The 13,992-nt window shown below is 72.1% G+C and carries 10 protein-coding genes; 6 read left to right on the top strand and 4 right to left on the bottom strand.

The window, feature by feature from the left end; all coding sequences use genetic code 11:
• Both AW274_RS34660 and AW274_RS34655 read left to right on the top strand, forming a co-directional pair.
• Positions 1-1,290, top strand: a complete 1,290-nt coding sequence (locus AW274_RS34660) for an ABC transporter substrate-binding protein (protein ID WP_062441893.1) — start codon at positions 1-3, stop codon at positions 1,288-1,290.
• 77 nt (positions 1,291-1,367) lie between these two features.
• Complete coding sequence (locus AW274_RS34655; RefSeq protein ID WP_062441888.1) at positions 1,368-2,615, top strand: pectate lyase family protein; 1,248 nt, start codon at positions 1,368-1,370, stop codon at positions 2,613-2,615.
• Between the two features lie 44 nt (positions 2,616-2,659).
• Here the strand turns inward: AW274_RS34655 and AW274_RS34650 are convergent, their stop codons facing one another.
• Together AW274_RS34650 and AW274_RS34645 are read right to left on the bottom strand one after the other, a co-directional pair.
• Positions 2,660-3,535, bottom strand: a complete 876-nt coding sequence (locus tag AW274_RS34650; RefSeq protein WP_062441885.1) for a hypothetical protein — start codon at positions 3,533-3,535, stop codon at positions 2,660-2,662.
• A 14-nt stretch (positions 3,536-3,549) separates the two neighbouring features.
• On the bottom strand, positions 3,550-4,953 hold the full coding sequence (locus tag AW274_RS34645) for an aldehyde dehydrogenase (NADP(+)) (RefSeq protein ID WP_062441883.1): 1,404 nt from the start codon (positions 4,951-4,953) through the stop codon (positions 3,550-3,552).
• A gap of 125 nt (positions 4,954-5,078) precedes the next feature.
• On the opposite strand from AW274_RS34645, the gene AW274_RS34640 reads away from it, so the two are divergent.
• Positions 5,079-5,429 carry a YciI family protein gene (locus AW274_RS34640; RefSeq protein WP_062441881.1) on the top strand — a complete coding sequence of 117 codons (351 nt, stop codon included), beginning with the start codon at positions 5,079-5,081 and terminating at the stop codon, positions 5,427-5,429.
• A complete protein-coding gene (locus AW274_RS34635) occupies positions 5,405-6,658 on the top strand; it encodes an RNA polymerase sigma factor (protein WP_232320625.1) in 1,254 nt (417 codons plus the stop codon). The genes AW274_RS34640 and AW274_RS34635 overlap by 25 nt, the downstream gene beginning before the upstream one ends.
• Here the strand turns inward: AW274_RS34635 and AW274_RS34630 are convergent.
• Positions 6,648-7,160: a DUF402 domain-containing protein gene (locus tag AW274_RS34630; protein WP_062441879.1), complete on the bottom strand. Its 513-nt coding sequence runs from the start codon at positions 7,158-7,160 to the stop codon at positions 6,648-6,650. The two genes, AW274_RS34635 and AW274_RS34630, sit on opposite strands and share 11 nt — an antisense overlap.
• Before the next feature lie 40 nt (positions 7,161-7,200).
• On the opposite strand from AW274_RS34630, the gene AW274_RS34625 reads away from it, so the two are divergent.
• Complete coding sequence (locus tag AW274_RS34625) at positions 7,201-10,386, top strand: AfsR/SARP family transcriptional regulator (protein WP_063813856.1); 3,186 nt, start codon at positions 7,201-7,203, stop codon at positions 10,384-10,386.
• 83 nt (positions 10,387-10,469) lie between these two features.
• On the top strand, positions 10,470-12,032 hold the full coding sequence (locus tag AW274_RS34620) for a DHA2 family efflux MFS transporter permease subunit (protein ID WP_062441877.1): 1,563 nt from the start codon (positions 10,470-10,472) through the stop codon (positions 12,030-12,032).
• 270 nt (positions 12,033-12,302) lie between these two features.
• On the opposite strand, the gene AW274_RS34615 is transcribed toward AW274_RS34620, so the two are convergent.
• Complete coding sequence (locus tag AW274_RS34615; protein WP_062441874.1) at positions 12,303-13,988, bottom strand: ribonuclease J; 1,686 nt, start codon at positions 13,986-13,988, stop codon at positions 12,303-12,305.
• Positions 13,989-13,992: the final 4 nt, after the last annotated feature.

Raw genomic sequence — 13,992 nt, 5'->3', positions numbered from 1 at the left:
ATGGCCAGACGCCTGCTGTGTGCCCTGTTGATAGGCGCCGGTCTGACCATGACCGGATGCGGCGGCGACCCCGCCCCCTCCGGCGACGGCACGACCACCATCACCTTCTGGGACGACAACGGCGGCCCCGCCCGCACCCCGGTGTGGCAGCACATCATCGCCGAGTTCCAGAAGGCCAACCCCAAGATCAAGGTCGAGTACGTGGGCATCCCCATCGCCCAGGTGCAGCAGAAGTACGACACCGCCATCGCCGGCGGCGGCCTGCCCGACGTGGGCGGCGTCTCGACGGCGATGCTCGCCAACCTGGTCGCGCAGAAGGCGCTCGACCCGGTCGACCTGACCGGCCTGCCGCTGAACGAGCAGGTGGTGAACTCGGTCAAGTCGACGGTGCCCGACGGGAAGACGTACATGATGCCGATGTCCACCAACATGGGCGTCTTCTGGTACCGCACCGACTGGTTCAAGGAGAAGAACCTCACCCCGCCCGAGACGTGGGACCAGTTCTTCGACGCGGTCGGCGCGCTGACCGACAAGGGCCAGAACCGCTACGGCTTCACCATCCGCGGCGGCGCGGGCTCGATCGCCCAGGCCCTGGAGGTCGTGTACGGCCAGTCGGGCATCCCCCAGATGTTCGACGCGAGCGGCGTCTCGACGGTGAACGACCCCAAGAACGTGGCCGCGCTGGAGAAGCTCGCCGGGCTGTTCAAGACGAACACGCCCGAGGCCGACGCGACCAACGACTACGCCAAGATGGTCGCCCAGTTCGACGGCGGCTCCATCGCGGTCATGCAGCACAACCTGGGCTCCTACAACGACCACGTGAAGACCCTCGGCGCCGACAAGGTCGCCGCGCTGCCCGTCTTCCGCCCGGCCGAGGGCGCGCCCCGCGCGGTGCTCTCGAACCCGATCGCCGGGATCGGCCTGTTCGCGAGCGGCGAGAAGAAGGACGCCGCGCTGGCGTTCGCCACCTTCGCCGCGAGCAAGGCGATGAACAGCTACTGGGCCGACAAGACGGGCGTGCTGCCCGCCAACACCGAGGTGAACTCCGAGCCGTGGATCAAGGAACGCCAGCACGTGTCGGCGGCGCTGGAGGTGCTGAACGACCCGGCCACGGCGGTCGTGCAGATGCCCTACCACCTGCCGGAGTTCAACGCGATCACCAAGACCGACGCCGAGCCGAACTTCCAGAAGGTGCTCCTCGGGGAGCTGCCGGCCAAGGAGTTCCTCGACGGCATGGCCGCCGCGCTGACCGAGGCGCAGGCCAAGTGGAAGCAGCGCAACGGCGGCTGACCTCGTTCTCCCGTACGTCTCCCGCCCCCTGACCTGGCGGGAGCCGTACGGGCCCTGTTCCTCTAGGAGACACGCGTATGCGCAGCATGCTCGTTTTCGCCCTCACGGTGGGCGCGCTGGCGGGGCCCGCCCCCGATCCGGCCCGGCAGACGCTCGGAGCCGGCGACGGCTGGGGCTCCCACGGTTCCGGCACCACCGGCGGTTCGGCGGCGCCCGCCGCCGGCGTCCACACCGTCTCGACCCGCGACCAGCTGGTCGCCGCCCTGACCGCCCCCGGCCCGAAGATCATCAAGGTCAGGGGCGTCATCGACGGCAACCTGCCCTGTTCCTCGTACACGACCGGCGGCTACTCCCTGGACGCCTACCTCGCGGCGTACGACCCCGCGACCTGGGGCCGCGTCGACCCGTCGGGCCCGCTGGAGGACGCCCGCGCGGCCTCCGCCGCCCGGCAGACCGCCCACATCAAGCTCAAGGTCGGCTCGAACACCACCATCGTCGGCGAGGGGAGACACGCCCGGATCAAAGGCGTGAACCTGCACGTCGACAAGGCCGACAACGTGATCATCCGCAACCTCACGTTCGAGGACGCCCACGACTGCTTCCCCCAGTGGGACCCGCTCGACGGCGCCGAGGGCAACTGGAACTCCCTCTACGACAACATCTCGCTGACCGGCTCGACCCACGTGTGGGTCGACCACAACACCTTCACCGACGGCGCCAACCCCGACAGCGCCCAGCCGGTCTACTTCGGCCGCCCGTGGCAGGTCCACGACGGCCAGCTCGACATCACCAACGGCAGCGACCTGGTGACCGCGTCGTGGAACCGCTTCACCGGCCACGACAAGACGATGCTGATCGGCTCGACCAACAACCCGTCACAGGACCTCGGGAAACTCCGGGTGACCGTCCACCACAACCACTTCGAGAACACCCTGCAACGGCTGCCCCGGGTCAGGTTCGGCCAGGTGCACGTCTACAACAACTACTACGAGGCCTACGACCCGGCGTCGTTCGTCTACGCGCTGGGGGTCGGCGTGCAGTCGCAGATCTACAGCGAGAACAACTTCTACCGCCTGGGCCGGGGCGTCGACCCGGCGAAGATCCTCTACAACTGGGGCGGCACGACCCTCACGGCGAAGGGCGACCTGCTCCGGGTCGGCGGCACGGTGACCCCGTTCGACCCGATAGCGGCGTACAACGCGGCCAACGACCCCGACCTGGGCGCCGACGCGGGCTGGACCCCCACCCTGCACACGGGCGTCGACCCGGCGTCGAAGGTCCACAAGGACGTGTCGAGACACGCGGGCGCAGGCGAACTCGCCTAGACCGGCGGCGCCGCGCCCCTGCTTGCGGGGGGCACGGCGCCGCCTCACGGCCCTCCCCAGACCTGCTCGGCGCACAACACCCGCGCGGCCTCGTGGGGCTGGGCGTCGCGGACCGTGTAGTCCGAACCGGAACTGGCCAGAACCGTCACGACGCCCGAGGCGAAGACGCGGCGGGCGGCGGCGTCGTGGGCGTGCACGACCCGCCCGACCCGCATGTTCCCGTCTTCCGGGACGCCGTCGGCGGTCTCCCACTCCCACCGCCACGCCCGGTGGCTGCCGCCGGGCTCGCCCGAGTGAATCGCGTCGGAGCCCAGCTGGAAGGTGGTCGCCCGGTCGGGGTTCAACGCCGTCGCGACCAGGTCGACGGGCGCCGATTGGAGGCGGATCATCTCGTAGACCGACTGGAGGTCCGACCGGATCTCCGGCTGGACGCCCGGCCACTCCACATGCCGGTTCGGCCGCATGGCCGCCCACTGCCCGGCCGTGGTGACCGGGACCTCGGCCCGCCGGGGCCGCGGCGGCGGCAGCGCCGTGGTCTCGCGCGGCTTCGCGTGGACGACGGGGTCGAAGACGTCACGCAGCGGCCAGAAGCGGATCAGCCACTGGTCGATGTCCGGATCGCCGAGGTGGACGGTCAGGCCGTATTCGAACCAGGGCGGCCCGATCAGGAAGTCGGGACCGCTGTCGTCGAAGACGCCGACCTGGACGACCCCCGTCTCCGCCGTCAGCCTCCCGTCGTCGACGAGAGTCCAGGAGCCCTCCGGCGGGGGCGGTTCGTCCTCCCAGGCCTCCAGGTCGAAGGTGGCCCTCAGGTGGTAGTCGGGCTCATCGGTCCTGATGTCCAGCCGGTCGGAGCCGTAGAGACAGATGGACCCGTATTGCACGTAGAGCTCGGTGCGCAGGCGGCGTAACGACGTCACCCGCGCAGCATGCCCTACCCCACCGACAGAGCGCCGTCGACCCGGCGCGGGATGCCGAGCGGGTTGTCGTCGCGCAGCTCAAGAGGCAGCAGGGGCTCGGGCAGGTCCTGGTAGGCGACCGGCGTCTGCCAGCGCCGGATCGCCGTCGCGCCCACCGAGGTGTGCATCGGCGTGGTGCTGGCGGGCCACGGTCCGCCGTGGTGCATCGCCCACGTCACCGCGACGCCGGTCGGCCAGCCGTTCCAGATCACCCGGCCGGCCAGCCGGGCGAGCTCGGGCACCAGCGGGGCCGCCTCGACCGGGTCAGCCGAGTGCAGGGTCGCGGTCAGCGAGCCGGGCAGGTTGCGCAGCACCTCGGGGAGGTCGGTGATCTCCTTGTACGTCACCACGATCGCCGACGGCCCGAACGTCTCCTCGGCGAACTCGGGCAGGCCCAGCGAGAACGTGGTCAGGTCGGCGGTGTAGACGCGCGGCGCGACGGCGCCCTCGGCAGAGCCGGCCAGGCCGCGGGCCAGTTCGGTCAGGCGCTCGTCGAGGCGGGAGACGCCCGATTCGAAGCCCTCGCAGATGGCGGGGGTCAGCATGGTGCCGCCGGTGGTGGCCGAGACGGCGGCCGTGATCGCCTTGAGCAGGTCGGCGTCGTCGGGCACGAACAGCAGGCCGGGGTTGGTGCAGAACTGGCCGACGCCCAGCGTGAGGGAGGCGGCGAAGCCCTCGGCGAGGCCGACCGGGTCGGCCAGCGCCGACGGCAGCACGACGACCGGGTTCACGCTGCCGAGCTCGCCGTAGAACGGGATCGGGTCGGGGCGTTCGTCGATCAGCGCCTGGATCGCCTTGCCGCCGCGCAGCGAGCCGGTGAAGCCGACCGCCGACACGAGCGGGTGCTGCACGAGCTCCTTGCCGGCCTCGAACCCTTCGAGCAGGCCGAGCAGGTCGGGGTCGGGCAGCGCGGCGCGCATGACCTCGGCGACCCGCCGCGAGAGCTCCGGGTGCCCGGGGTGGGCCTTCACCACGACCGCGCAGCCCGCCGCGAGGGCGGAGGCGACGTCGCCGCCCGCGACGGAGAACGCGAACGGGAAGTTGGAGGCGGCGAACACCCCCACCACGCCCGGCACCGGCTGGAACATGCGCCGCACGTCGGGCTTGGGCGGGGTCGCCGACGGGTCGGCGTGGTCGATGATCGCCTCCACGTGCCCGCCGTCGCGCAGGACCCCCGCGAACAGCCGGAACTGGACCGCCGACCGGGCGATCTCCCCGCGGAGCCGGACCTCGCCGAGCGAGGTCTCCCGGGCCGCCACGGGCCACAGGTCGTCGGCGGCGGCCAGCAGCGCGTCGGCGACCCGGTCGAGCACGTCGGCCCGCTCGGCGGCCGGGCGGGTGCGCCAGACCTCCCCGGCGCGGGCGGCTTCGTTGATCATCGAAATCCTCCGGTTTGTACTATGTAACATTTTTATACAGCGAGCCGGAAAAATCTTCGCGCCGGGTTGTCGATTCCGGCAGCCCCCGCACGTCGGATGGATGAACCACGACCGAGGAGCTTGCGATGCCCCAGTACGCCGTCATCATCCACTCGCCCGCCCCAGCCGACCCGGCGGCCCTGACGCCCGACTACCTCGCGCTGCTCGAACGCTACCCCGCACAGGTCGAGGAACTCGGCGGCAAGGAGATCGCCGGCTTCGCCCTGGAGGCGAGCACCACCGCCACGTCCGTCCGCGGCGACGTCGTCACCGACGGCCCGTTCGCCGAGGCGAAGGAGGTCGTGGCCGGCTTCTTCGTCCTGGAGGCCCCCGACCTGGACGTCGCCCTCGCCGTCGCCAAGCTCAACCCGGCGTGCCTCGACGGAGGCGTGGAGGTGCGCCCGCTGTTCGCGTGGGCGCCCGACGGCCGGGCGTGAACGAGATCGAGGAGGCGGTCGCCGACGCGCACCGCCGCGAGTGGGCCTTCGTGCTCGCCGCGACGGCGCGTGTCACCGGCGACCTCGACCTCGCCGAGGAGTGCGTCCAGGACGCCTACCTCGCCGCCCTGGACGCCTGGACGCGCGACGGCGTACCGGGGAAACCGGGCGCCTGGCTGACCCGGACGGCCACCCGCAAGGCCCTCGACCTGCTGCGCAGGGACAGGGTCTTCCGCGCGAAGCTGCCCCTCCTTGTCGAACTGGACGTCGAACCGGACCCGGACATGAGCCTGACCGACGAACCCGACGAGATCCCCGACGACCGGCTCCGGCTGATCTTCACCTGCTGCCATCCGGCGCTGGCCCGCGAGGCCCAGGTCGCGCTGACCCTGCGGCTGGTGTGCGGGGTCGCCACGCCCGACATCTCCCGCGCGTTTCTGGTCTCCGAGACGACCATGGCCGCCCGGCTGACCCGCGCCAAGAAGAAGATCGCCGCGGCCCGCATCCCCTACCGGGTGCCGGGCGCGGCCGACCTGCCCGAGCGCCTCGACGCCGTGTTGTCGGTGATCCACCTGCTCTACACGACCGGCCACACCGCCCCCTCGGGCGCCGGGCTGGTCCGCGCCGACCTGGTCGACCGCGCCGTCGAGCTGGCCCGCATGCTGCTGGCGCTGATGCCCGACGAGCCGGAGGTGCGCGGGCTGCTGGCGCTGCTGCTACTCACCGACGCCCGGCGGGCCGCCCGGACCGACGCCGAGGGGCGGCTCGTCCTCCTGGAAGACCAGGACCGCTCGCTCTGGGATCGCGCCGCCATCGCCGAGGGCCGCGACCTGGCCGTGGCCGCCTTCCGGACCGGCCGGGTGGGCCGGTACGCCGTCCAGGCCGCCATCGCCTCCCTGCACGCCGTCACCCCGACCGACTGGCCGCAGGTGGTCGGCCTGTACGACCTCCTGCTGCGGATCTGGCCCTCCCCCGTGGTGGCCCTCAACCGGGCGGTCGCGGTCGCCATGGTGGAGGGCCCGGAGAAGGCGCTGGCCGAGGTCGCCCGGCTCGCCGCCGACGACCGGCTGGCCGGATACCACTACCTCCCGGCGGTCCGGGCCGACCTGCTGCGCCGCCTGTCGCGGTTCGGCGAGGCCGCCGACGCCTACCGCGCCGCCATCGCCCTGGCCGACAACGAGGCCGAGCGGGAGTTCCTCGAATCGCGGCTCGCCGAGGTCAGCGGGTGACGAGCCCCTCCAGCTTGTCGAGCCACCCCTGATGGACGCGCCCGAAGGGCTCGCGCCGTTCGGTGACCGCCTTCATGAGCCATTCGGCGGCCCGTTCGGCCTGCTCGACGACGTCGGGCGGGTAGCCGAACCGGACCTGGTGGTCCTCGAACTCGTCGGCGTCGTCGAGGAAGATGCGCCCGTTGGTCTTGCGGATCACGTCGAGGTCGAGGTCGATCATGGTGATGTCGACGTCGGAGACGACCGGCACGGTCGTCACGTCGACGTAGACCTCGGTCTCGTGGGGGTGGGCGTTGAACGAGGCCACCCACCACGCGTCACGGGGGAACAGCATGACGAACGGGAACTCGTAGACGAACTTCGGTTCGTGCCCCTTGCGGCCCACGATCCCCTTCTGGTGGCCCGTCCAGACGCCGTGCTCGTCTTCGCCGAGGAGGACGCCGGGGAAGTTCCAGTGGAGGGATTCGTCGTACTTGCGGTAAACGATCGCCAGGTCCGTCACGTCATCCGACCCTAACCGAAGGTGCGACAGAATCGGAGGTATGCGTTTCGCCATTCTGGGCCCCCTCGACGTGCGCCGCGACGACGGCACGCCCGTCGAGCTGACCGGCCCGCGCGGACGCACCCTCCTCGCCGCCCTCGCCCTCGACGCCGGCCGGGTCGTGCCGACCTCCCGCCTCATCGACGTCCTCTACGGCGCCACACCCCCAGCGGGGGCCGCCAACGCCCTCCAGGCCCAGGTCAGCAGGCTCCGCACCGCCCTGGGCGGCCACATCACCCACACCCCCGCGGGCTACCGCCTCGACACCGACCCCGGCGACGTCGACGCCCACCGCTTCGAACGCCTCACCGCCGAACACCGCTTCACCGAGGCCCTGGCGTTGTGGCGCGGCCCGGCCCTCGACGGCCTCCCCGAGACCCTGCGCACCGCCGCCGCCCGGCTGACGGAACTCCACCTGACGGCCTACCTGGGCCTGGTCGACGCCGAGCCCGGCTCCCCCGCCCTGCTGACCGGCACCGCCACCGTCCCGGGCCTGCCCGAGATGATCGCCCGCCACCCTCTCCACGAGGGCCTGCGGGCCCGCCACATCACGGCCCTGGCCGCCACGGGCCGCCCGGCCGAGGCGCTGACCGCCTACGAAGAGGCCCGCCGCCTCCTCGACGAGGAACTCGGCGCGACCCCGTCGGCCGAACTGACGGCGGCCTACCTGTCGGTGCTGCGCGGCGGCGCCCCACCGGCGGCCCCAGGAACGCCGGCGGACTCAACTGCGGGTTTCTCAGCGGCGGCCCGCGTTGAAACGGCTTCTCACGACCCGATTCCCGAGCGCGTCGGGGTGCCCGTGTTGTACACCGAGCTGGTCGGCCGGGAAGCGGAGCTCGCCGCCATCAGGGAGATGATGGCGACCGCCCGCCTGGTCACCCTGACCGGTCCCGGCGGCACCGGCAAGACGCGGCTGGCCGCCGAGGCGTGCGCCCACGCCGACCGGCCCGTCTACTTCGTCGAGCTCGCCCCGCTGGCCGACGCGGGCGAGGTGCCGCAGGCCGTGCTCAGCACGCTGGGCCTGCGCGAGGGCCGGCTGCTCAAGCAGGACGCCCAGCCCGTCGCCGACCCGGCCGACCGCATCGCGGCCGCGATCGGCGACCGCCCGATGCTCATCGTGCTCGACAATTGCGAGCACCTCGTCGAGGCCGCCGCCGCCTTCGCCGCGCGGCTGCTGGCCGCCTGCCCGGGGTTGCGCATCCTGGCCACCAGCCGCGAGCCCCTGGCCATCGCCGCCGAACGGTTGTGCCCGATCCCGCCGCTGGCCCTCCCGCCGTCGGGGGTCGACCCCGCCGACGCCCTCTCCTACCCTTCCGTACGCCTGTTCGCCGACCGCGCCGCCGCCGTGCGGCCGGGCTTCTGGGCGTCGGCGGAGGCGGCCGAGCTCGACGCCGTCATCAGGATCTGCCGCGCCCTCGACGGCCTGCCGCTGGCCATCGAGCTGGCCGCGGCCCGGGTCCGCACCCTGCCGGTGACCGACATCGCCGACGCCACCGACCCGTTCGCGGTGCTGGCGCGCGGGAACCGGACCGCCGAGCCGCGCCACCGCACCCTCCGGGCCGTGATCGCCTGGAGCTGGGACCTGCTCGACGACGACGAACGCACCCTCGCCCGCCGCCTGACCGTCTTCCGCGGCGGCGCGACGCTCAAGGCGGCGCAGGAGGTCTGCGGGCTGCCCCGGCACGACGTCCTCGACCTGCTCGCGGGCCTGACCGACAAGTCGCTCATCGAGGTCGCCGGCACCCACTACCGGATGCTCGACACGATCCGGGCGTTCTGCGCCGAACAGCTGGCCGAGGCGGGCGAGGAGGAGCGTTTCCGGCAGGCCCACGCCGCCTGGTTCCGCGACTTCGCGCTGACCGCCGACCCCCACCTGCGCACCGGCGACCAGCTCGAATGGCTGCGCCGCATGGACGCCGACCACGAGAACATGCTGGCCGCCCTGCGCCACGCCGACCCCGCCGACGCGCTGCTGCTCTACTCCGGCCTGACCGGCTACTGGTGGCTGCGCGGCCTGCGCAGCGAGTCGATCGCCTCCGCCCTCGAACTCCTGGCCCGGCTCGGCCCGCGGCCGGAGATGTCCGAGGAGTTCGCCGTGTGCGTGCTGAGCGCGGTCGTCGGCGGCGTCGACGACCCCCTGCTGCGCGCCCACCTCGACCGCGTCGGCGACTGGCTCGACGGCTTCCGGGCGCCGCACCGGCAGCCGCTGCTCTGGGTGCTCTGGTCGCAGGCCGTGGGCCCGCCCGACCCGGCGCTGGCCGACGACCTGATCGCCGTCCAGGCGACCCTCGAACTCGACCCGTGGACCCGCTCCCTGTCGCGGTTCGGCTGGGGCCTGCTGGCCCTGTTCGAGGGCGACCACGTGCGGGCCGAGCAGAGCCTCCGCCCGGCCCTGGCCGGTTTCACCGCGATCGGCGACCGCTGGGGCATGTCGATGGCGACGACCGGGCTGGCCGAGATCGCCGAGTGGACCGGCCGCCGCACCGAGGCCCTCGACCTCGTCGACCGCTCCCTCGACCTCCTCAAGACACTCGGCACCACCGTCGACATCGCCGAACTGCTGTGCCGCCGGGCCCAGAACCGGCTCGTGTTGTCCGAACGTTCGGGCCCGGCCCCGCACGCCGAGATCCACGCCGACTTCACCCGCGCCGGCGACCTGGCCCGCGAGGCCGGCGCGATCGAGATGATCGGCCGGGCCCGCATCGGCCTGGCCGACCTGGCCCGCCTCCACGGCTCTCTCGACGAGGCCCGCGAACTGGCCGAACAGGTCCTGGCCGACTGCGGCGGCGACTGGTTCAGCCTCGACGAGATCCGCGTCGCCGCCCACCTCACCCTGGGCTGGGTCGCCTACGCCGAAGGCGACCCCGACCGCGCCGAACACCACCACCGCCAGGCCCTGTCGTCGGTGTACGTCCAGCGCAACCGCCTCCAGGCCGCCCGCGTGACCGCGGGCCTGGCCGGCGCGGTCTTCCTCCGCGACGACCCGGTCGGCGCGGCGGCCCTGCTCGGCATCAGCACCGCCCTGCGCGAGGGCCTGCCCAGCGACGAACCCGACCCCATCCGCCTGGCCGCCCGCTGCCGGGCCGCCCTCGGCGAGGCCGGCTACACGGCCGCCCACACGCGCGGCCTGCTGATGCCGCGCGACCGGCTGATCCCGGTCGTGCTGGAACTCGCCCCGCCCGGCTGAGCCGTCAGCGGCCGGTCAGCGCGCCGTCAGCGCCGTCAGCGGGTGGTCAGCAGCGGGTCAGCGGCCCGGCCCAGCCTGGGGTCATGACTTCCACCACCCCCGCCGCCGCCGGGAAGAAGTGGGGCACGCTGGTCATCTCGTGCCTCGCGATGCTGCTGCTCGCCCTTGACGTCACCGTTCTCCACCTGGCCACCCCGAAGCTGGTCGAGGACATGACCCCGTCCGCGACCCAACTGCTCTGGATCCTGGACGTCTACGGCTTCGCCCTGGCCGGTCTGCTGATCACCTTCGGCAACATCGGCGACCGCGTCGGGCGCAAGAAGCTCCTGCTGATCGGCACGGTGGCGTTCGGCGCCGCCTCCGCGCTGACCGCCTACGCGCCGACCCCCGAACTGCTGATCGCCGCGCGGGCGCTGCTGGGCGTGGCCGGGGCGACGATCATGCCGTCGACCTTGTCGATCATCCGGAACGTGTTCACCGATCCGAAGGAGCGCACCACCGCCGTCGGCATCTGGAGCAGCGTCTCGGCCCTCGGTTTCGCCATCGGCCCGGTGGTCGGCGGCGCCCTGCTCGACCACTTCTGGTGGGGCTCGGTCTTCCTGATCAACGTCCCCATCACGGTCGCGCTGGTCGTCTTCGGCGCGTTCGTCCTGCCGGAGTCGCGCAACCCATACCCGGGCCGCCTCGACGTCGTCAGCGTCCCCCTGTCGATCGTCGGCGTCATCTCCTTCGTGTACGCCGTCAAGGTCGCCGCCCACGACGGCATCGCCGAACCCGCCGTCTGGATCGCCGCCGTGCTCGGCCTGATCACGATGGTGGCGTTCGTGCGCCGGCAGACCCGGCTGGCCGAACCCCTGATCGACGTGCGGCTGTTCCGGGTGCGCACCTTCTCCGGAGCCGTCGGCGCCAACGTGGCCGTCATCTTCGGCACGTTGTCGATCTCGGTGGCCTTCGCCCAGTACTTCCAGCTCGTGCGGGGCTGGTCACCGCTGATCTCGGGCCTGGCGGGCCTGCCCGGCGGCGTCGGCGCGGCCATCGCCGGCGGCCTGTCGGGCATCCTGATCATGGCGATCGGCCGGGCCAAGACGGTCGCCCTGGGCCTGTTCCTGACCTCGGTCGGCTTCTTCCTCTACGGCCTCATCGGCGTCGACACCAGCTACGCCTTCATGCTGATGCCGATGATCGTCGCCGGCCTCGGCATGGGCTTCACCTTCGCCGTCACCAACGACACCATCATCGCCTCGGTCCCCCGCGAACGCGCCGGCGCCGCCTCGGCCATCTCCGAAACCGCGACCGAGGTCGGCGGCGCCCTCGGCATCGCCGTGCTGGGCAGCGTGCTCGGCGGCCTCTACACCACCAACCTCGCCGTACCCGCCGGAGTCCCGGCCGAGGCCGCCCACGTGGCCGGCGAGTCCCTGGGCGGCGCCTTCCACGTGGCCTCCCAGCTCCCCACCCCACTAGGCGCCCAGCTCCTGGACTCCGCCCGCCACACCTTCGTCGACTCGATGCACGCGACCCTCGTCGTGGGCGGCGTCTCGATGATCGTCCGGGCGGGCGCCTGCCTCTGGTCGCTACGCGGCACCCCGAAGGAGATCCCCGAGGTCATCCTCGACGACACCGGCCGAGTCGAGGAACCGGTCGGCTGACACACCAGGAGCAACGGCCCTCCCACGGGGGAAGGGCCGTTTCTTCGTGTACGACCCCAGTTCGATCATCGAGGAGCGGGTGCCAGTCGCGGTGGGCGGCCGGGGTGTTCGTGTGGCCATGGTTCGGTCGTTGCGGGGGCCGAGGTGGAGCGGTGCTTGGCGCCGGGTGCGGCGGGTGCCGGGGCGGTGGGCGGGGTTGGGTGGGCGGAGCCGTAACGGAGAAAAAGAAAGGCCCTTCCCGAGGGAAGGGCCTTGCCTTGTGCGGGGAGGTCAGGCTTCGACGACGACCGGGATGATCATCGGGCGGCGGCGGTAGGTGTCGCTCACCCAGCGGCCGACGGTGCGGCGGACGACGCGGCGGATCTGCATCACGTCGGCCACGCCCGCCGCGGCCGACTCCTGGAGCGCCTTCTCGATCTGGGGGATCACCGCGTCGAGCGAGTCGGGGTCGATGCCCGATCCGCGCGCGGTGATCTCGGGGCCGCCGGTGAGACGGCCGGTGGTCGAGTCGACGACCACCACGATCGAGATGAAGCCCTCGTCGCCGAGGATGCGCCGGTCTTTCAGCGCCACCTCGGTGATGTCGCCGACGGAGGTGCCGTCGACGAAGACGTAGCCGGCCGGGACCGCGCCGACAACCTTCGCCTGCCCGTCGACCAGGTCGACCACGACCCCGTCTTCGGCGATGACGACGTTCTCGTCGGGCACCCCGGTGAGCCGCGCGAGCCGCGCGTGGGCCCGCAGGTGCCGCCATTCACCGTGAACAGGCATGAAGTTCGACGGCTTGGTGGCGTTGAGGACGTAGAGCAGCTCGCCCGCGGCGGCGTGACCCGACACGTGGACCAGCGCGTTGCCCTTGTGGACGACCTTAGCCCCCCACCGGGTCAGCCCGTTGATGACCTTGTTGACCGCGGTCTCGTTGCCCGGGACCAGCGACGAGGCCAGCAGCACCGTGTCGCCCTCGGCGATGCGGATCGGGTGGTCGCGGTTGGCCATGCGCGACAGCGCCGCCATCGGCTCACCCTGCGAACCGGTGCAGATGAGCACGACGTCTTCCGGCGGCCACTCCTCGATCTCGCGCGAGTCGACCAGGATCCCGGCCGGCACCTTGAGATAACCGAGTTCGCGCGCCACGCCCATGTTGCGGACCATCGACCGCCCGATGAGGGCGATCTTGCGGCCGTGCTTCTGGGCCGAGTCGACCACCTGCTGCACGCGGTGGATGTGCGAGGCGAAGCACGCCACGATGATGCGCTTGTCGGCCACCCGGATCACGTCGTCGATCACCGGCGCGATGTCGCGCTCGCTGGTGACGAACCCGGGCACCTCGGCGTTGGTCGAGTCGGACATCAGCAGGTCGACGCCCTCGGCGCCGAGCCGGGCGAAACCGCCCAGGTCGGTCAGCCGGCCGTCCATCGGCAGCTGGTCCATCTTGAAGTCGCCGGTGTGCAGGACGATCCCGGCGGGCGTGCGCACGGCGACCGCGAGCGCGTCGGGGATCGAGTGGTTGACCGCGAAGAACTCGAGCTCGAACGGCCCGAACCGGCGCCGCTCGCCCTCGATGACCTCGACGGTCGTCGGCTGGATGCGGTGCTCGGTGAGCTTGGCCTCGATCAGCCCGAGCGTCAGCCTCGCGCCGACGAGCGGGATGTCGCGCCGCTCGCGCAGCAGGTAGGGCACCGCGCCGATGTGGTCTTCATGGGCGTGCGTGAGCACGACGGCCTCGACGTGGTCGAGCCGATCGCGGATGTATTCGAAGTCGGGCAGGATCAGGTCGACCCCGGGCTGGTCGACCTCGGGGAACAGCACCCCGCAGTCGACGATCAGCAGACGGCCTTCGAATTCGAAGACCGCCATGTTCCGGCCGATCTCCCCGAGCCCGCCCAGGGCGACGATCCGCAAGCCTCCTTCGGGCAGCCGCGGAGGCGGACCGAGTTCCGGATGGGGATGACTCATGCGC

The organism is Herbidospora daliensis (assembly GCF_001570585.1).
GTDB lineage: Bacteria > Actinomycetota > Actinomycetes > Streptosporangiales > Streptosporangiaceae > Herbidospora > Herbidospora daliensis.
Note: the sequence above shows the minus strand (reverse complement) of the source record. Positions and strands in the feature narration are given on the sequence as shown.

Coding starts and splice junctions, on each gene's coding strand:
- AW274_RS34640 (WP_062441881.1), top strand. CDS start 5,079: ATGCCCCAGTACGCCGTCATCATCCACTCGCCCGCCCCAGCCGACCCG.
- AW274_RS34660 (WP_062441893.1), top strand. CDS start 1: ATGGCCAGACGCCTGCTGTGTGCCCTGTTGATAGGCGCCGGTCTGACC.
- AW274_RS34625 (WP_063813856.1), top strand. CDS start 7,201: ATGCGTTTCGCCATTCTGGGCCCCCTCGACGTGCGCCGCGACGACGGC.
- AW274_RS34645 (WP_062441883.1), bottom strand. CDS start 4,953: ATGATCAACGAAGCCGCCCGCGCCGGGGAGGTCTGGCGCACCCGCCCG.
- AW274_RS34615 (WP_062441874.1), bottom strand. CDS start 13,988: ATGAGTCATCCCCATCCGGAACTCGGTCCGCCTCCGCGGCTGCCCGAA.
- AW274_RS34655 (WP_062441888.1), top strand. CDS start 1,368: ATGCGCAGCATGCTCGTTTTCGCCCTCACGGTGGGCGCGCTGGCGGGG.
- AW274_RS34620 (WP_062441877.1), top strand. CDS start 10,470: ATGACTTCCACCACCCCCGCCGCCGCCGGGAAGAAGTGGGGCACGCTG.